The organism is Pseudoalteromonas sp. SG43-6 (assembly GCF_014164365.1).
GTDB classification, from domain to species: domain Bacteria; phylum Pseudomonadota; class Gammaproteobacteria; order Enterobacterales; family Alteromonadaceae; genus Pseudoalteromonas; species Pseudoalteromonas rhizosphaerae.
In genome coordinates this window covers 19,290-38,665 of record NZ_JACJEZ010000038.1, presented here as the reverse complement: position 1 = coordinate 38,665, position 19,376 = coordinate 19,290, and the positions used below count along the sequence as shown (strand labels likewise).

Here is a 19,376-nt window from a genome sequence, read left to right as displayed (position 1 = left end):
TAAAAGGATTGAGACTTGTTAGATGGTGAATTGCTGCTCGTTAACTTTTATCTCTTGATTGAGGGTAGTAGCAAGTTCCTCTTCAGATAAATGCTCAACGGCTAATTTAGGGCGATTATTACGTGACATATTTTTTGCTAGAGCCTCCCGTAGACCTCGCTCACGAGGAGCATGTTGAAAGTTGTCAGGTATATCCTCTTCTAGCTCTTGAGCGTTAACGAAAATATGAGCCTGGTCTTTATGGCGGGAACAAGCAACATATGAATGAGCACGATCCATAAATTGTGTGTAGTAGACGAATACATCGCCATCTATGGTTAGCCCCTGTGAGCTATAAACAGTTTGTGCGTATGCTTGTGTGATGTATATGCGTCCGTTTTTATTTGCATATGAAGATGACATAAATTGAGTTTCACGCCCAGAGTCTAGTTTAACGCGAATCCATATGTCTCCATCATCCATTACTTTAACTTTGGTTACTGTCCCCAGGTCGCCGTTGGTATAGTTTCTGTTATAGTCGTTTTTTGTAAACCTGACACGTTCACCTAATGATATGTGTACATCAATATCTCGCTCACTTACAACACCTTTAACCAATACGTTTTCGTTACCCACCATGCCTTCTGACTGAAGCTGAGATCTCATCTCATTATTTAGCTCCACAACATCCGCCCAGCTTTGTGCAATAACCATTGAACGCTTTGATGGTTGTTTGTGACGGAAGGAAGTCCATTCACTAATTAACTTTTCTTTTGCTTTAGCATCGCTCGTTTCAAAATAAAGTTGTCCACGCTTATGATATTGAGCTAATGCTTGATTAGCATATCCATCACGAAAATCAGCAACAGCCTGTCTATCCCAGCTGTTATTCTGTCGACGAATAGTTTCAACTCTTGTGGTTCCTATAACATCAGGGCTCGATAGATAGCGTAAAACGCCGCCATGTTCGATCGCATCTAATTGCTTATCTTCACCAACAAGAATGATCTTAAAATTCAACTCTTTCGCAAACTTCATTAATTGCTCAAGCTGGAAGGTGCCAACTTGTCCTGCTTCATCGATGATCAGCACACCACCTTCTGAAATAGGTGGCTTATCTGTATCTAACCATGCTATAAGTCGTGCAATGGTGAATGACTTAATATTTGCCTCATCCTCAAGGTTATTAGCAGCCGCTCTAGCCACAGATGCGCCAACAACCTGTTTTCCCATTGATTCGTAAATGTCTTTTACACATCGCATTGAAGCAGATTTCCCCGAACCTGCTGAACCCTGCAGAATCGCAAGGTGTGATTCTGTACAAACATTATGAACTGCAAACTTCTGCTCATCACTCAATTGAATTGATTGATTGTTGATATGATGCTCAATTACATTCAATGAGGTTTCAGCCCAATTACGTCCGCCCAAATACTTAGCGGAATTGATTAGAGATTGTTCTTTCTCTAATACATCGTTGGTGGTAAAAAGCTCGTTATGTTTCCAGTCATTGCCAAGTTCAATGGTTGATTCACTGTCCGTTAGGTTTTTGATTACTGCGCGCAGTGATTGGACAGGTTGGCCATACTCTAGGGTTTTAATACCTCCAGCGAAAAAGGCTTGTTGTTTCGTGAAGACGGAAGATTTTTCAGTAAGAATGTTGGCAATCATTTCTTGGTCGATAACCTCCTTAGATAACAAGCTTTCATTATTTATAGCCTCATCTCGAAGTTTCTGAACATTTAACTGAGATAGGCCAAGAGCAGATAACTCTGCTTGCCATTGTTGAAACAAATCTGCTCGGTTGATTTCACCTTTTGCATCACGTGTACTTAGTGATGCAAGATCTCCCGAAACGGAAGAACGATTTTTAATACCACGTTCTTTAAGTGCATCTACAATTTGTGCAGAACGCTTTGAAAAGTGTTGGCATATCGATTTTGATATGCCAATGACACTGAAGGCATCACCATCTAACTCTGTTTCAAATCCTAAGCTTCGAATGGAATCAGCAAGGCTCACCTTGTAAACCATTCCAGCTGCTTTTTGCCACAACATAATAGTTCGTGAATCTATCGTCCCCCAGCTTCCGTCTATTCTGGGGGCTATGTTTGCAACAATTGCGTGCGAGTGTAGGTGAGGATCAAGAGCACGGCTAGTGCTGTGCTCAAACACAGCTGTTATTAACCCTGCTACGTTTTCTCTTTCTCCACCTGCTTCACCTCTGCGGGTAACTGCTGCATACTCTTCAATAACTGCGATAGCTTCTTTCACTGCTTTTAGCTGAGCAGACTGTATCTTTTGACGCAATTCAGAGTTAGCGGCAGCCCATAAAACTGAAACTGATTTTGGGGCGTTGAATGTAAGGTCCCAACCAGGAGTATGATTAGAACCTGCATTCTGACACAAAGCTGCTTTGCCACAAGGTGAGAAGCCTTTCAACAAGTTGCTTAAATCATCAGATGCAACAGCACCCTTAAGTTTCAGCAATGACGCTCCTGAACCACACCATATTCCGTCTGGCTCACCGCCCTTCAAGTAATAATCCTCAGCGGCTAAATCCAAGTAATATTTACCGTCTCGAATCTTTGCGAATGACATCATTAGGTTATTCTTCTATTTAAACGGTTCTTATTCTTTGCTGGAGGAACACACTCGCGAGACGGCTTTTTGATGACAGCTTCAGCCACCTTCCTATATTCACCTATTGGCCAATTCAGTTTATAGACGGCATTAGAGCCACCGACCAATAGGTACCCATCTATGCCCCGCTTAATAGTTGGTTGAGGCAAGTGAATAAGGTCTTCAGGTGTTACAAGAGCTATAGACTCTTGCTGAAACGAACATGACTTTTCACCTTTCTCATTTGTCGAAACAGCAGGGTATTCAACTCGCCTTTCACCGAATGATGCAGAAGCCTTGGAAGCAGATTCACCATTTGGTCCAAGTTTGAAAGCAACGACATTGCTGAACAGGCCCAAAATTGTGTTGCAGTCATCTTGCCCGTATATTGAATTAAGTTGAGACAATAGCTGCGTACCTGCAATTGTTCTGCAACCTTTGCTGCGTCCTAGAGCAAGCCATCTCTCAAAGCTCTTGGACTTGTTCAAGGTCGCCAATTCATCTAAGACAAGCCACGTTTTTTGTTCTTCGTTGTCTGGACCTGCTAATAAATGGCTACTCAAAACACTCATTAGGGCAGTGATCAAAGCTGAGCTCATTAGTGGAGAAGCTAAGTCACCTTGTACTATTAGAGTCGTTTTGTCGTCCCTGGCTAACCAATCAGAAATTGAAAAATCAGGAGGTGTACTTGAAACGTAGCTTGTCATATTATTCAACCAAGCTAATTTCGTCGCGATCATTGATCGTATTGAAGCTGTAGTCTTACTCTCAGGCTCAATAAGTGTTGCTGCTGGCTTGTGATGTTTATTCAACCAATTCGACAATTCTTTATCACTACCAAAGAGTCTTTGCTCAAGAGCATACCAAGACCAAGGTTTGCGTTCCTTCGTTAACCCAACTATGACACCTACTAAGACAATCCTAGCGGAATCAACCCAAAAAGACTCAGAAGCGGACTCAGCTGGAATAAGCGCTTCTGCAAAAGCTTCAGCAAGTCCAATTGTCGATAAGTCTTTACCAATGTTCCAGTTGATGCTGCTAGAGTCTCTAGGGCTAAGCAACAAGCAATCTTCATTCAAAAATGCTTAAGTATATTCGCCCTTTATATCATACAAAACTGTTCGCTCGCTTTGAGCTAATAACTGCTTAACCAACCACTTTATAAAGTTGGATTTACCAGCACCTTGCATGCCCCAAGCTAAAATATTTCCGGCTTCGCGAATATTCGGTATACGTATCTTAGGATGCAGTGATAGACCCTTTGAACCTTCTTTTTTTACACTTTTTCGAAAATGCTTTGCGGCGGTATTGCTCCTTAAAAGACGAGGGCCTTCAATATGCTTATACTGTGAGTAATCGAAGTCCCTTATGCGGTAATACCATATTATAAGAGTACTAACAATAACTGAAGCTACACATATGGCACCAGTCCCATACGCTAATGCATTGGAGACTTTAGGTAACGTAAGGTTCTCTGCACTAGAAAACCCAATTGATGTAAGCATTGAATCGATAAACCAGTCTATTACCGATACAACTGAAAACCAATGGTTGAAGTAGCTAATAAAAACTACCTCAATCAAAATGAACATTATGAGTGAAAAGTACATAGTCACCATGACATGTTCAAAGCCATGTGATTTCATAGAACGCATCATTTTATCCTCCTTTTTAATTGCTTCTCGATTTCGAGTTGTACAGCTTCCTTTTCATCTGGATCTAGACCCGCTACGGTGGAAGTGATCACAAACGAGTGCTTTGTTAAGTGGTTCAGAAGGCTTGTTAGCAGATCTTTAATTTCTATTTGCTTTTCAGCTAGCTGAATACGTTGTCGAGCAATATCGGCAACAGTAGTGCCTTTATTTTCGGCATCAAGCACAAGACGCTCATGATCTCGTGCTGGCAAACGAATGCTAATTTGTTGGGTTGGGGTGCGCATTTTCATAGTGTATTCTCCTTAATACCGATGAAACCGTCATATTTATAATGAGTTGGCGGTTGTTCTAATACTGAATTGGTGTCGCTACACAATCCAACTGTAGGGTTTGAAAATTCTGAACCGAAGTCGAATTCAGGTTGCTCAACAAAGGCACCGCAGGTGCATGGGGTGTAAGAAAGTTCTGAAGATGAATTGTCAACAGCATGGGTTGCATTTAAATGAGAATGATTGAATTTTATATTGCTCATGATTGACCTCGCTGATGACTTATTAACCACTCATTTAGGACATCATTCGGCCAGCCAATAAAGCGATGACCAAAAGTGATTGGCTCTGGCAGTATGCGAGAGCGACGCCAATTCGAAATAGTGACGACACTGACTCCGAGTGCTGCTGCTAATTCAGCTGGACGTACGATAGGTTGTTTAAAATACATATGAACTCCGTCTCAGTTTTAAGATTTAGTATGAATACATGTGACTCATACATAAGATACTATCCCACTATCTCTGATCATCAGATGAAAATCACACAACCCTATTAATTACCTTGAATTAGGTATATTCTTATTGTTAATTAACTAATTATTTAAAGAGTAAAGTTTGATAAGTAAGTTTTGTGTTTTCTGTTGGCGAGCGGTGAGTGGCTATTCAAAGCAGCCTAAACGGAGTAATTTCTTTTGTGCGAAGCATAAGGCCAATGCTGAAACAAGAATAACTCACCAAAAACATAAGAGACGACTTATTAAAGCTCTTGAAAAAAAGAATATCCATGTCGCTGATGACCAAAAAAAAGAGGACTATTACTCCTGTCTGTCATTGCAGGTCCTTAAATTAAAAGGGTTACCTGATGATGAATTAATCAGAAAAGCATGTGACCAGAAAGGCTTTTGTAATCTAATTGAAATAATTTTTGGTATATCAAAGAAGTCTTACAAACAGACGTATAACAAGATAAAAGTATTACGTGTTCTTAAGTTATCAAACAAAAAGCACTTTACAAAAGCGATAATGATGATATTGGATAAGGAAGCCAATCACGATCTTGTATCAAATATTCCTTTTGAATTAGATAATAAAAAAGCTTGGTTAACAGGGCTTTTTGAAATGCTGGCAAGGCACGAAGTATATATGACCGTAATTGAAGAAAAAGTTAAGTCTGGCCCGGAAAAGGGGGAAGGTGAAAACAAGGAACTCCGAGATAAATTAGCCATACGAATAAATGAAATGAAGCAAGAAAAACTAAAGCACATCAATAAACGATTGGCGAGTGAGTTCAGCTTATCTGAGGCGCGTATTAGTGTCTTACATCGACAGCTAATTGAGAACCACAAGGTATGACATAAAGCAATACATAAAATTTAAAATACATAAGGTTAAATTTTATGTATTTGATTTTAATAACTAATTTTATAAATTAATTATTAAGATCCAGAATATAGAATAACAAAATTAAAAAAGGCCGTAATTTAAACTCATTACGGCCTTTTTTAATCTGTTGTTATTTATGCGCACTACAGCGAGTTTAAAGATGCTTTTAGAGTCTCAAACTTAATTGGTTTGGTCAGTACTTTATTTATGCCGACTTTAAAGCACGATGCTTTATCGTCGGTTGCGGCATTGGCGGTGAGTGCGTAAATAGGAATATCGCTTAATAATTCATTACGTATGTATTGTGTAGCAGTTAACCCATCCATCGTTGGCATCATAATATCCATTAAAATTAAATCAAACTTTTTGAGCTTCATAAATTCAATCGCTTCGGCGCCATCATTAGCTATTGTCACTTTATGATTTAATTTTTGTAAGAACGCTTTAATTAATACCTGATTGGTTTTGTTGTCTTCAGCAACGAGGATCGATAAAACAGGATGCTCTGCAGATAGTTCAGGCTTCATTTCACTAATAGGTGCTTCTGCAAATGGAATTAAAATAGTAAAAGTACTGCCAAGCCCAAGTTGCGTATCAACAGTAATTGAGCCCCCCATTAACTCAATTAGGTTTTTTGAAATACTTAACCCAAGACCAACTCCTTCATTCTTTCTGTTAATGCCATCGTTAACTTGCCTGAAAGGCTGAAATATAAAAACCAAATCTTTTTTTGCGATACCAACACCAGAGTCTTGGACAGTAAAGTTAAGCTTTCCATCAACAATACTTACGCATAGTAAAATACGTCCAGAGCGCGTAAATTTGAATGCATTTCCAATAATATTAAAGAGTATTTGCCCTAATCTAAACTCATCTCCCATTATTAAGGTAGGTATGTCGTCACTTATTGATACTGAGAAGATAATATCGTCACTGTCTTCTATTATGTGTAACTGCCCTACTATATTTTCTATTAATAATTTTACATTAAGAGGTTTGTTAACCAATAAAATTGTTCCTGATTCGATTTTTGAAAAATCAAGCACATCAGTGATTAGGCCATATAGAATATCAGCGCTTGAATTAGCATAGTCCAGCCACTGTCGTTGTTCTTTAGTGAGCTCAGTATCCAGTAATAACTCTATCATCCCCATAATCGCATTCATTGGAGTACGGATCTCGTGTGACATGATCGTTAAAAACTTTGACTTGGTTTGACTGGCCTCTTCAGCTTTTAATTTTTCACTTTCAAGTGCGGCCTCTCGCTCTTTTGAAAAAGTAATATCTTTGGCAATCCCTAAATAACCAATAAAATTTCCCTGATCGTCAAACTGCGATTTGCCATTAAGAGATACCCAAAGGGGCTTAACTGCATAAACTTCAAATTCAAAACCACTAAAATCGTCATACTCTGCAAGTAAAGCTGAGAATTGCTGCCATTTCAGTGTGTTTTTTCGCTCATTAATAGTGAGTAAATTATCAATTTTTTTATTAATAAAAAGTTGAGCGTAAGTGTTATTTTCGCTTTCAATATTATTAACGCTAATAAACGTCATATTAAGATCTGTGCGCCAAAACCACTCACTAGCAAGCTCTTTAAATAAACTAGAGAGTTGAGAAAATTTATCAAGCAGTAAAATAGATTGGTGAGTTTGAGCGTGTAACTTCATTAAGTTCAAAAAAGCATAGAACGCCTGTTGAAAAAACAGCTTTATAAGATCTGAACCTACAACGTCACTGACCCCATTTATGTCTACATTAGTAAAAATAAATATGCCTTGCTCATTGGAGGTGCTAACACTTATCAATAAAGACGCTTTAAGTGCAGTTTTGGCATTGCCCTCTAAAAAATTAAATTCGAGATCTTCTGACGGATTGTTACAAAATGCATAGCTATTTTTTAATACCTGTAAAAACAATCTGCAATGCGGCCATTTCTGATCATAAAAATCAATATTGCTAGTGCCTATAGTTTGATAATGCTTATCAATTTTTTGTAGGATTATACAATCTTGATAATGAAGCAACGGCTGCAAAAAAGCGGAGATAGTCGCTAAAATATCAATTTCATCATTACATTGAGATAATGACTCTAACTGACTTTGTAATTCACTAACAGTAATTAAATCACTATTTTGCATACCGGTTTCCCCACTTAAAATGCATCGCGTTTTGCAAAAAAAACTTAAGCCGATGACATGACTATTTAATATAGAACAAAATTCAATATAAATCATTGAGTTATTTTTTTTGCTAGAGTGGAATGATTTCTGCTTAATTAATGTAAATAACAAACACCAAGGCAAAACGATGAAAATAGTTTGCATAGGCGGTGGGCACGGATTGGCACAAGTTTTAAGCGCAATAAAACCTTTGTGTAATAACTTAACAGCAATCGTTGCAACCACCGATAATGGCGGCAGGACGGGTAGGATTAGAGAAGCACAAAATTGCATCGCCCTTGGTGATATTCGCCGTTGCTGTGTTCAACTAGCGGGTGAAGGTTCAATTGCTCATTCTGTGTATGAACACAGATTTACGAGCGGCGATATTGAAGGTCACAGCTTAGGTAATTTAACTCTTTTAGGTTTGACTCAAGTTATGGCCTCTCCTACTCAGGCTATTGCATGCTTTAATAAACTACTTGGTAATTGTGAAACCGTTTTACCCATGTCTGATATACCAACAGACTTAGTCGCTGAGCTTGATAACGGTGAAAAAGTGTTTGGTGAGTGTGCGATAGATGCCTTAAATTTACTACCTGAGAAAGTATATTTATCTAAAAAAGTACCTGCATCACCAGGCGCTGTTGAAGCTATTTTAAATGCTGACTTAGTGATTATTGGCCCTGGCAGTATCATAACCAGTATTATGCCCGCTTTTTTAATCGACGATATTGCACTCGCTATTCAAAAAACCTCTGCGTGTCGTGTATTTATTGAAAATACAGCGCAAGAGAACAGTGTAATGCAATACACTCATAGTGCAGGTATTGATTGGTTACAAAAAAAGCTCGGCGCTAAAATATACGATTTAAGTATTTCTCCTCCAGCGATTATGGAAATTTTGCAACACGGGAATAAATGCAATAAAACGGGTAAACATTTACATAATATCGATGAGTTAAATAATGTATTTTCAGAATTATTAAAAAGCTCTTTTAATGCAGAAAAACACGCTTAAGCGTTATTAACTAATTGATTAATTTGTTGAAAAGTTTTTTTACTTTGCGAGTCAGCTAATTTTAACAAAGTCCTAACCTCTGGGTTTAAGCCATTGGTCTTAACTTTTTGCTCAATCAGCTGACATGTTTGTGCTAGATGTATTGCACCAAAGCTATAGCTACTGCTTTTTAAGCTATGTGCATGAAGCTCTATATCATTAGTGTTGGTTGAGTTAAGCATTTGTTCTACTAATTTTTTAGACTCGTCAACAAACACTTTGAGTAACTCAATAGCCATGCTGTCGCCAACATCATATTTTAGCTGTTCTATTACAGATATATCTATCATATTTTTCTTTTGAGGTTCGTTATGAATTGCCAGATTATTTTGTTTGTTGACTCTTCCATGATCGGTGGTATTGAAACCCACATCGTGGAACTACACAAACTACTCAGTAAAAATAACGTTTCTTGCTCTGTTTTATTTTATAAAAATCATGGCAATAATGATTTTTATACGTTACTTGATAAGCAAAGCATACGCTATGATTTTCTGCAAGGCACACCTTCGAGTTTAATTAAGCAATTGCGCCGCTACGATGACAATACAGTTATTCATACCCATGGTTATAAAGCGGGTATTTTAGGCCGTTTAGCCTGTAAACTTACTCATAAACATTGTATAAGCACTTACCACGCAGGTGATGCTGGGACAGGTAAAATGTGGCTATATAACAAACTAGACCTGTGGCTTTCATGTTTATCAACCAACTTTGCAGTCTCAGAGCAAATCAGCAAAACAATTAAGAATGCCACATTACTAGAAAACTTTATTGATATCAAAGAACCACCTACGGTTAACTTTTCCTCATCCCCTCTTAGAATTGGATTTGTTGGCCGGTTATCGTATGAAAAAGCTCCTGATATTTTTTATACCTTAGCCGAAAGTATGCAAAACAGTAACAATGTGATGTTTCACCTTTTTGGCGACGGTCCGATGCGCAATACCATCCCGCAACTGGAAAACTTACACTATCATGGTTTAACCAATCGCGACGATATTTGGCATCAAATCGATGTGTTGCTTATCTGCTCAAGAGAGGAAGGTTTACCCATGACATTACTTGAGAGCATGGCGCACCATAAAATCGTAATTAGCAGTCCTGTTGGCGCCATCCCAAGTATCATAAAAAATAATACGAATGGCTTATTAATGAAAACAGGTGATGCACAAGAGTGTCAAAATTGTATTAACGCACTTTTAATACAGTCTCCTGATCAAAAAAGCGCTATGGCACAAGCCGCTTACGTCATGCTTAAAGAAAGGTTTTCTGGTAAAAACCAATTTTTGTTATTACAAAATGCGTACAGCGCAAAATCACGCTTACGCTTATAAGTTTTCTTCCCAGCTTTTAATTTTTCTATAAAGGGTAGAAGGGCTAACTTCAAGTAATGCTGCTGCTTTGGGAATATTTGTTGAACATATTTTTATAACACGTTCTATATAGTCTTTTTCTGCTAACCAAAGTGCTTTTATATCACTTTCAATTTGCGGTAACTCTTCAAATTCTTGTATTTTAGTATGAGTAAAGCTTTCGTTTGGCTTGTAATTTGGTATTTCTTTCTGAGAGCTTTGTGGCAAGCTGGGCAACATATTTACATCAATCCACTCTTGGGCATTGAGCACTAAAATATTGCGGATCACATTTTCTAACTGTCTCACGTTACCAGGCCAATCATATTGAGCCAGTAAGCGCTTTACATCCTCTGTAATGCCTTTGTACGGATGTTGCTCTTCGCGAGCTATTTTGATAAACAAAGCTTCTGCTATCTCAATAATGTCTGTACTGCGTTCCCTTAATGGTGGCAACTCAATAGGGATCACATGCAATCTATAATATAAGTCTTCTCGAAACCGTCCGGCTTCGACCTCAACAAGTGGATCTCTGTTGGTTGCACACACAAATCGTACATCAACTTTAACAACTTTTTCACTGCCTACTTGCTGATAAGTGCCGGTTTGAATAAAACGCAACAGCTTACTTTGTAAGTTGACGTCCATTTCGCATAGCTCATCTAAAAATAAGGTACCGCCATCAGCTTGACCCGCAGCCCCGAGACGATTCGCAATAGCTCCTGTAAATGCGCCCTTTAAGTGACCAAAAATTTCACTTTCAATTAAATCTTTAGGGATCGCAGCACAATTTAACGCAACAAAAGGCTTATCAGCGCGATTCGATGCTTGATGTACCGCTCGTGCACAGAGCTCTTTTCCTGTGCCACTTTCACCGGTAATGAACACCGTAGCTTTACTTACCGATGCCGAGCTAATTATTTGATAGACAGATTGCATCTGCTTTGAACTACCAATCAAATCAAAATATCGACCATTTTCGTAGGTATTTTTATATTTCGTGACGGTTTGTTTTAGGTCTTTTATTTTTAGCGCATTGTTTATTGTAATACGAAAGCGCTCTGCCTCAACGGGCTTTTCTAAAAAGTCACTGGCACCGAGCTTGATCGCTTGAATGGCCATTTCTTTTGTCGCATGACCAGTTAAAACAACAACCTGAGGAGAATTATCAGGAGCTAACTTGGCTAAAATATCTAAACCATTCATGTCTGGTAACATGACATCTAATACGATTAGATCAGGCTTTATTTTATCAATAATCGCTAAAGCACTTGCACCATCATTTGCCACCAGAGTATTAACACCTGTAGGAACTAGATAAGATTGATACAACATAGCGAGCGACTGGGTGTCTTCTACAATGAGTATTGTTGGTGGCATAATCCCTTTCCTTTTAGCAGCCCGCTAAGAATTATTTAGATAAAAAATATTAACTTATGAATGTTAAGTTAACTATAGTTACCTCATTAAATCAAATTCAATTAATTATTATTAGTGATGCATCATCAATTTCTTTGGAGAGTGTCACTTGCGAGTTTTTCCATAATGAGTGGGCAAAGTCCTCAGCAGAGTTGCTCTGTGTTGGGATTATTGTTTTTAACTCAGCCATTTCATCTTTGTCAGTAAAGCGATTATCGGTCCAACCATCCGTATAAAGTAAAATATGTTCAATATTTTCTAATTCAGCTTCATAAAGGGTGTATTGATGATCATTAGAAAGGCCTAACAATGGACCGGTTCCCTTTAATTGAGATATTTTTCCATCTTTATCAATAATAACTGGCGGTGGATGTCCGGCATTAAGCCAATACAATTTATTATTTTCTAAAAAACAAATTACCAGTGTAACTAAACTCGATTTGCATAGTTGCTGCTTATAAAGCGCATTATTAAGCGCCACCAGCATGTCTTGATATGCCAATCCAGTTGCTAAAAAGCCACTGATAAAGCCTTTAATCGCAAAGCTTTCTTTAAGTGCTTGCAAGCCGTGCCCCATCATATCACCGAGGATAAAAGCAGTCCCTTCATCATTAATCGGCATAAAAAAGTCACCACCGTTACCGACCGCAATTGAACCAAAAATATGCGCTGTTTTATTATTAGCTAATAACACTTTTGATGGTGTTAAGCCAAATGTGCTCTGATACGATAAGTAAGCGAACCGGTGCGTTACCCTTTCAATACTTTGCAAAAGCTTATTTTTTTTCACTGGTTTAATTAAGTAATCATCGACTCCTAAGCGATTAATTTTACTGATCACTTCTTCGCTGTCATCACCGGTTAACATCACTACCGATAATTGTGATTTGAGATTAGATTTATTTAGTTTTTCTAATAATGGCTCACAAGTGCCTTTTTTTAGTTGGTGATCAAGTAATAAAATACTGGCATCAGAGGTTAAAATAGCCTGCCAACCCGCCTCAATATTTTCGCAGGTGATCACTTGAAACTTGTCTTGAAGATAGGCGCTCATTAATGCAAGCTGGACAACATCATCATCAACATAAATAATACTTGGCCTTTTATCTATGTTAATCAAAGGAAAGGAAAAATAATTTTTAGAGGCTATTGTTTCATACGTTGCATCTGCAAAGTAATGACGAATTAACTCAACCCCCATTCCACCTTCAACTAATTCATGCGATTCGATTGTCCAAGATGAGTCATTTTTTTTGAATAAATTATAAGGCTTCAATTCATCTACAAACGTTAAATGATATGTGTCAGTATTCGTTTGGCTGATGCGCAACATAATAACGTGCTCATCCCCCTGATTATGCCTAATCAAATTAGTGAGGTACTCCGTTGCAACTAAACCGGCAGCATCCGCTTCATCCCGTTTTACTGATAATGCACCCAACACATGTTTTAACACTTGGCGTATCTCGGTTAACGTTGGCCATAACAATTCAAAGCGTCGTTCAAATAATATATCCATAAAGACCTCAATAATGCTTAAACAGCCACTTTTGCCTGTTGATTTTGTTTGTTAAAAACGTACATACTCTTGGCCATTGAGGTCTATATCTTTGTAAAAGTAATAGCATTCGTTCACCCAAAGGTGCAAAACTATATTGGCTCACTAATAATTTAATATTGCTATGGCCAGCTTGTTTAAGCTCTGCAACGCCGTTACACAAAGACTCTTCATCATTAACACCTAAACCAACTGTTACTAAAGTCAGTTCGCTACATAAACTTAAAGAGTGTAGCGGAATATTATTGCGATTGAGCTTTAACGCAGGAGACATATCAAGTAACACATAATCATATTCTTGTTTTAAACGGATCACAGCCTCATTGAGTACATGTTTATTTTTAGCCGAATCAATGGACTCTAAATTATGTATGCTCAAAATATCTATCCCCTGATAAGGTAATACACTTAACTGGCAAGAAATATCATCAAATCGCCATAGCTTAGTTAAGCTAGATAACTGCTTATCTAAGCGAAACGAACTAATGGGGTTAAGATCAATCACCAATACTGACTTATGTTGACTAACTAATCGCTGGGCAACACTGCTACACGCCGTTGATGAACCTTCGCCACCATACAGCGAAATAAATGTAACGCATCGTGCATCACTATCAACGAGGGTATTACAAATCGTTTCTAGCTCATGATACTGCTCTGGAATTAACTTCATAAACTCACCACTAAAGCAATTATTGTTATAAAATCTAAGAAATTATCTTTAAATTGACTTAATAGATCTTGCCCCTTATCTGGTACATATAAAGTATCGCCAGCCCTTAATACCGGAATATTTGCCGAGTTTGGTGATTTTATAAATGCTTCAAGATTGAATACTCGAGACTGCTCTTTACAACAAGAATGATTAACCACAACAATTTTATCAATGAGTGCGGAACTTGATGGCCCACCCGCTTCAGCTAATACATCTAAAATAGACATAGTGTCATCAAAGTTATAGCGACCCGGCTTTTGCACTGCCCCCATAATACGAACCACTCTCTCTTTAGGTGTACGTAACCAGTCTTTATCTTTTTCAGGAATAAAAATAGTGTCTCCGGGCAACACATGTGGAAAGAGAGTTTCATCTCCGGTTTCAAAATACAGAGCTAAATCAAGCTTGCTAACCTTGGCACTATTACCATTACGGTGCGTTACTCTTATGTTGCGAATATCAGCATTGCCATTAGGGCCATCTGCAGCGGCTAAAATATCAATAAAATGCATATTATCATTAAACGCGTAGCGCCCAGGAGAGCCCACTTGACCCATAATATAAATAGACTTACTCGACGCTTGGCGTATCCATTGTGATTTATTATCGCCAGGGTCAACTGGCAACTCCTCTACAATCACTGTATCGCCTGCGATCAAATTTGGTAGCGCTGTTTTTCCATCAGTAATAGTGTACTTTTCGAGGTCGAAACGCTGAGTGACATCACCATTACGTAATATTTTAATATCATTAATATTGGCCCCTTTGGTTGGCCCGCCCGCATGAGCTAATAAATCGGTAAAATCCATTTCATCACTCCATTCATAACGTCCGGGAGATTGAATGGCACCAATAATTTTAATCGCACGTTTAGTCGGAATTTTTAACCAGCTTTTTTCGTTTACATCTGTTTTTTCGGGCACGAAAATAACATCACCAGGATTTAAATCAGGTACTTTTGTCGTAATGCTACCTTCACTGTAACCTTGTAAATCAAATAAAATACTTTCACCTTGCGGGGTTAATATTTTTATCTGTCGCGTTTCTGCAAAGCGTGTTGGCCCCCCTGCATTAGCTAAAATATCTAGAAAATTGGTACTATCTGCAGCCTCGTAAGCTCCAGGCTTTTGCACTTCCCCCATGATATAAACAGTCCGAGAAGTGGTGTTTACATCATCGACCATTATTGGCACATATATGGTTGAACCAGCTTTGAGAAGCGGCATATTCTTATCAGTGGGTTTATCTAAATATGCTTTTAAATCAAATATCACTGGGGACTTATCGACAATGACTCTAATTTTAGTCACATCAGCATAGCGTGTTACTCCCTCGGCACGCATTAATGCATCTAAGATGGTCATATTTTCTTTAAACGAAAAGCTACCAGGATTATGTACTTCGCCCAAAATTGTAATAGCGCTATTGTCACTGGCATCTCCCGTTGCGCTAAGTGTTTGTGCATCAAAGTCTATTTGTACATTACCAAGTAAAGGAGATACCGGTACAAACACCGTATCTTCACTTTTAAGGGTTGGAAGTAAGCTAATATTACCTGTATCTAAATAGGCTTTGTAATTAAACTCAATCACCTCATCGCCTCGTCTTATTTGCAAACGATCGAGCTGAGCGCCAGGCTTTAAACCATTCGCTTTAGCTATTACCATTTGAATATTACCATCATCAGGAATACTGACTTGGGAAGGCGTAATGACATAACCCATCACATTAATAAATATATCTCGGCTGCGGATCTCCACATAAAAGTCATCTATCGCAACAAACAACTCAGCCAAAACCGGTTTTAACTCAAGTTCGATTTGCGCCACTGTTTTATTGGCAACATTAAATTGCCCTACTTCAGGTATGTTGATCTGGCCTTTTTTATCTACTTCAAACGTGCCATCAAATTCAACCTCGCCAGGCACATATAAAAAGAGTTTATTACCCGCTTGCACAATTGAGTTATCCGCTTCATTTGCCGCAAAGCTGTTGGTCGCTAAAAAAAACAAAACAAATATTGTGAAAAAATATTTCATTATTTTACTCCTTTTTGCTTTGTATTATTTTAGTCCAGTTCATCAGCGCTTTAGCTTTATTGCTTTCTAAGCCTTGCGTGTTTGCGTCTAGAATTATTGCTTCAACTCTGCGGTCTGAATGACGTGTACTCTCAGTTTCTGCGGCATCACTGTAAGACTGCAAACTTCCTTGCGTTAGGGTTGTAATATTTTGCTGTGGCACGCCATAAACGCCAAGCCAATGCTTCACCGTATCGGCACGCTTAAGTGCCAACTCATAATTACTCCCTGAATCTCCAACCGCGTCAGTGTGACCCACAAGTAAAATATTAATACTGCCTAGTTGCTTCGCTAAATCTGCAGCTTGAGCAACTCGTACGGCATATTTAGGGGTTATTTCAAACGCATTAAATGCAAATTGATTATCGCTATTCAATAGCTGTGCAATTTGTTTTTTGATACTAAATGACGCAGGTTGCTCATTAGTCGTAGAGGCACAATCCGTAACTTTTCTAACCGTATCAAAGTGATTCGTTAACTGATTAAGCCCATGATAATGAATCAGTAAATCATGCTCAGCATCTTCCCACATTTGTCCAGCGATTAATCTACGAATACGATTTTCATAAATTTGTGCTTTTAATAGTTGCGCAGGCATACAAGCTTTAATATCTTGCGATTTTAATAACTCAAGTTTAAGTACAAGGTGTTCAAATTCACTCTTAACAACGTCCTCGGGCTGAGTGAAGTTTTCATCGTACTGCTCATCGGCTAATGGATAGTTTTGATACTTTTCAGCTAAGCCACCTTGGCCGTCATCAGGCCAAGAAGCACAGCCGCCTAAAAACATTATAATAACAATTACTATGCGTGCCTTCATTGTACTCTCCCTGATACCTTTTATATTGAGTCAATAAATGGAATGGTTTTATCGACTCTTAATAAGTTCATTAGCTTAAACGGCTGCCCCGTTACATTAAGTAAAGATAGCTTATTACTTTGTTTTTCAATTCTTTTGTATAGAAAAACAATAGCACCTATTCCTGAAGAGTCGATAAATTCGGTCTTAGTAAAATCGAGAATCACGAAGTGTGTGCCTTGCTCGACTAGCTGTTCAAACTGATCTTTTAACTCATCGACAGCAAAGCCGGAGAAATCATTAGGAAGTACGACAACTGTTTGTTCTACTTTATTGGCTAAATTTTTCATCTGAATCACCTATTAAAATATAAATACAAATAGACTATTACAAGAAGAATGCCAGAATTAACAAACTGATATTTAAGGGTTTTAAATTATTTGATACTATTTTTTAGAGGAGGGATGCATAATGCAATTGCTTTTTGAGTGCACAATTGCATTATGCGAAACAACGTTACTGACCTTTACCAGTGAATATAACAGCCAACGTTTTAAAGAAAATAGTAAACTCCATATAACACCAACTGCGTGCAGATGAAGTACTTAGCATATAGGCGTAATCCCAGCCTATTTTGTTGCGCGCATCGTCAATGCTCTCATCGTAACCATTCATTACCTGCGCGAGTCCCGATATACCGGGCTTGATCCCATAAGTACGCTGACAAAAGTACGGGATGTCTTTCTCAAGCTTTGAATAAAACACTGGTCGCTCAGGCCGTGGGCCAATAAGAGACATTTCACCGATCAATACATTCCAAAGTTGTGGTAATTCGTCCAAGCGTGTTTTGCGAATAAATCGTCCAACTGCAGTTATACGAGGATCATCTTTACTTGCCCACACCGCGCCATTTTTTGCTTCTGCATCAACAACCATAGAGCGAAATTTTAAAACATTGAATAAAGCGACAAAATCATCATCACTTTGTCCCACTCTCAGCTGTTTAAATAACACAGGGCCCTTTGAAGTCAGTTTAATCACTAATGCAACAGCTAACATAACTGGTGAAAGTAATATTAATCCAACCGCAGAGCCAACTACATCAATAGTGCGCTTAATGGTTTTGATGAATATTTTGTTTGATTCTTGGGTTTGATGAACGCGCTGCCAATGCTGGTTATAATCACCACGCTCAAACTTAACAATCCCCCACAGAGCCATAAAATAAGCGCTGATAATATAATTTACACTATCCACAATTGGTAACTTAGCCCTGATATTAAAAGCTTTTTTTGCTACTCCTAAGCCATGAGTACAGACTATCGCAACACATACCACTTTAGGTATTAACAAGCTTGAAGATAGTGCAAGTGAAAAAAGTAACGCGTAAATCAGCAGCAGAATAATTGGCATGACCCCACGCAATACTTTATGTGAAAAATAGTTAAAACTTACCCAGCCTAATTTCGGATTTAATAATTCAAACAACATTTTTATTTGCTGCCAGTTACCCGCACCTAATCTTACTCTTCTGGCATAATCATGACTTTGTTCATCACATTCACGCTCAACGATATTTATTTCACTGTTTACAACGGCTTTCCCACCTTGGTTTAACGCTTTCATAGAGATAATAAAATCGTCATTTATGGTGTTTTCATCTAATAAAGCCGCATGAGCTGAGCGTATAGCAAACATAGCACCTGGCACGCCAATAACAGCCCCTAAAGACGACTCCATACTCTTTACTTTGTTTTGATATTGCCAGTACTGTTGCTGCTCAGCAGTGGCTAAATCATCTAAAATATATACGCCGGTGATAACATTAATATTAGGATCTTTAAAATCGGCATCAATTTTATTGAGCACATCAATACTCAGTAGCGCACTAACATCGGTAAAGAGTAAAACATCATAATTTGGCTTACTCAGCTTTATCAGTTCATTGATGCCAAATGATTTGCCTTTATTCACTTTACTAAAATGCAAATGACAAACTACATTTTGCTTTGCAAGATGCGACTGCGCTAGCATCGCTTCGTCATAAGTTTTATCGGTGCAGCCATCAAGATAAACATGAATGGTGTATAGCTCAGTGCTATATAACATTGAGCCTAAGTTATAAAGCTTCTCTGCTATGTGTTCTTGTTCGTTATAAGCACACATTAAAATACCAAAGTGAGTACTGGGTTGAGTATTTTCAGTCATCTCAATCGGTTTACTGTTACTAAATAGCTTTAATAACAGTAAGTAACCAACATGATGATATAAAGCCAGTGTAATTAAAACAGCCAATGTGATCAGTAGAAAAGTCATTGCA

At 38.1% G+C, this 19,376-nt stretch carries 16 protein-coding genes and 1 pseudogene; 3 read left to right on the top strand and 14 right to left on the bottom strand.

The features are described from left to right. Positions 1-18: 18 nt before the first annotated feature. The 5 genes and pseudogenes from mobF to H5201_RS15720 all read right to left on the bottom strand — a co-directional run bounded on the left by mobF (position 19) and on the right by H5201_RS15720 (position 4,976). On the bottom strand, positions 19-2,583 hold the full coding sequence (gene mobF / locus H5201_RS15745) for a MobF family relaxase (RefSeq protein ID WP_182785052.1): 2,565 nt from the start codon (positions 2,581-2,583) through the stop codon (positions 19-21). Further along, positions 2,583-4,106, bottom strand: a pseudogene (locus H5201_RS15740) (type IV secretion system DNA-binding domain-containing protein). The gene mobF and the pseudogene H5201_RS15740 overlap by 1 nt, the downstream one beginning before the upstream one ends. 149 nt (positions 4,107-4,255) lie before the next feature. Then, a complete protein-coding gene (locus H5201_RS15730; protein ID WP_182785049.1) occupies positions 4,256-4,546 on the bottom strand; it encodes a hypothetical protein in 291 nt (96 codons plus the stop codon). Beyond that, on the bottom strand, positions 4,543-4,788 hold the full coding sequence (locus H5201_RS15725) for a hypothetical protein (RefSeq protein ID WP_182785048.1): 246 nt from the start codon (positions 4,786-4,788) through the stop codon (positions 4,543-4,545). Before H5201_RS15725 ends, H5201_RS15730 begins: the two co-directional genes overlap by 4 nt. Further along, positions 4,785-4,976 (bottom strand): AlpA family transcriptional regulator, encoded by a 192-nt coding sequence (locus tag H5201_RS15720; protein ID WP_182785047.1) that lies wholly within the window; start codon positions 4,974-4,976, stop codon positions 4,785-4,787. The genes H5201_RS15725 and H5201_RS15720 overlap by 4 nt, the downstream gene beginning before the upstream one ends. 166 nt (positions 4,977-5,142) lie before the next feature. Here H5201_RS15720 and H5201_RS15715 point away from each other — a divergent pair, with 166 nt between their 5' ends. Further along, on the top strand, positions 5,143-5,880 hold the full coding sequence (locus H5201_RS15715; RefSeq protein WP_182785046.1) for a hypothetical protein: 738 nt from the start codon (positions 5,143-5,145) through the stop codon (positions 5,878-5,880). A 173-nt stretch (positions 5,881-6,053) separates the two neighbouring features. On the opposite strand, the gene H5201_RS15710 is transcribed toward H5201_RS15715, so the two are convergent. Then, positions 6,054-8,051 (bottom strand): response regulator, encoded by a 1,998-nt coding sequence (locus H5201_RS15710; protein WP_182718102.1) that lies wholly within the window; start codon positions 8,049-8,051, stop codon positions 6,054-6,056. Positions 8,052-8,220: 169 nt separating this feature from the next. Here H5201_RS15710 and yvcK point away from each other — a divergent pair, with 169 nt between their 5' ends. Beyond that, the gene (gene yvcK / locus H5201_RS15705; protein WP_182739713.1) at positions 8,221-9,093 is read left to right on the top strand and encodes a uridine diphosphate-N-acetylglucosamine-binding protein YvcK; all 873 of its coding nucleotides are present in this window, start codon (positions 8,221-8,223) and stop codon (positions 9,091-9,093) included. Here yvcK and H5201_RS15700 read toward each other — a convergent pair. Beyond that, positions 9,090-9,422 carry an Hpt domain-containing protein gene (locus H5201_RS15700; protein ID WP_149980674.1) on the bottom strand — a complete coding sequence of 111 codons (333 nt, stop codon included), beginning with the start codon at positions 9,420-9,422 and terminating at the stop codon, positions 9,090-9,092. The genes yvcK and H5201_RS15700 overlap by 4 nt on opposite strands. Positions 9,423-9,443: 21 nt before the next feature. Here H5201_RS15700 and H5201_RS15695 point away from each other — a divergent pair, with 21 nt between their 5' ends. Continuing rightward, the gene (locus tag H5201_RS15695; RefSeq protein WP_182785045.1) at positions 9,444-10,469 is read left to right on the top strand and encodes a glycosyltransferase family 4 protein; all 1,026 of its coding nucleotides are present in this window, start codon (positions 9,444-9,446) and stop codon (positions 10,467-10,469) included. On the opposite strand, the gene H5201_RS15690 is transcribed toward H5201_RS15695, so the two are convergent. The 7 genes from H5201_RS15690 to H5201_RS15660 form a co-directional block, all read right to left on the bottom strand. Further along, positions 10,464-11,867 (bottom strand): sigma-54 dependent transcriptional regulator, encoded by a 1,404-nt coding sequence (locus tag H5201_RS15690; protein ID WP_182739711.1) that lies wholly within the window; start codon positions 11,865-11,867, stop codon positions 10,464-10,466. The two genes, H5201_RS15695 and H5201_RS15690, sit on opposite strands and share 6 nt — an antisense overlap. A gap of 97 nt (positions 11,868-11,964) precedes the next feature. Next, on the bottom strand, positions 11,965-13,425 hold the full coding sequence (locus H5201_RS15685; RefSeq protein ID WP_149980671.1) for a SpoIIE family protein phosphatase: 1,461 nt from the start codon (positions 13,423-13,425) through the stop codon (positions 11,965-11,967). Positions 13,426-13,432: 7 nt separating this feature from the next. Next, positions 13,433-14,137 carry an AAA family ATPase gene (locus H5201_RS15680; RefSeq protein WP_182732256.1) on the bottom strand — a complete coding sequence of 235 codons (705 nt, stop codon included), beginning with the start codon at positions 14,135-14,137 and terminating at the stop codon, positions 13,433-13,435. Next, positions 14,134-16,218 (bottom strand): SLBB domain-containing protein, encoded by a 2,085-nt coding sequence (locus tag H5201_RS15675; RefSeq protein WP_182718096.1) that lies wholly within the window; start codon positions 16,216-16,218, stop codon positions 14,134-14,136. The genes H5201_RS15680 and H5201_RS15675 overlap by 4 nt, the downstream gene beginning before the upstream one ends. Positions 16,219-16,222: 4 nt before the next feature. Next, positions 16,223-17,077 (bottom strand): OmpA family protein, encoded by an 855-nt coding sequence (locus H5201_RS15670; RefSeq protein WP_182718095.1) that lies wholly within the window; start codon positions 17,075-17,077, stop codon positions 16,223-16,225. 20 nt (positions 17,078-17,097) lie between these two features. Next, complete coding sequence (locus tag H5201_RS15665) at positions 17,098-17,406, bottom strand: STAS domain-containing protein (RefSeq protein ID WP_149980667.1); 309 nt, start codon at positions 17,404-17,406, stop codon at positions 17,098-17,100. Positions 17,407-17,572: 166 nt separating this feature from the next. After that, entirely contained in the window at positions 17,573-19,372 is a 1,800-nt protein-coding gene (locus H5201_RS15660) for a sugar transferase (protein ID WP_182718094.1), read from the bottom strand. Positions 19,373-19,376 lie beyond the last annotated feature (4 nt).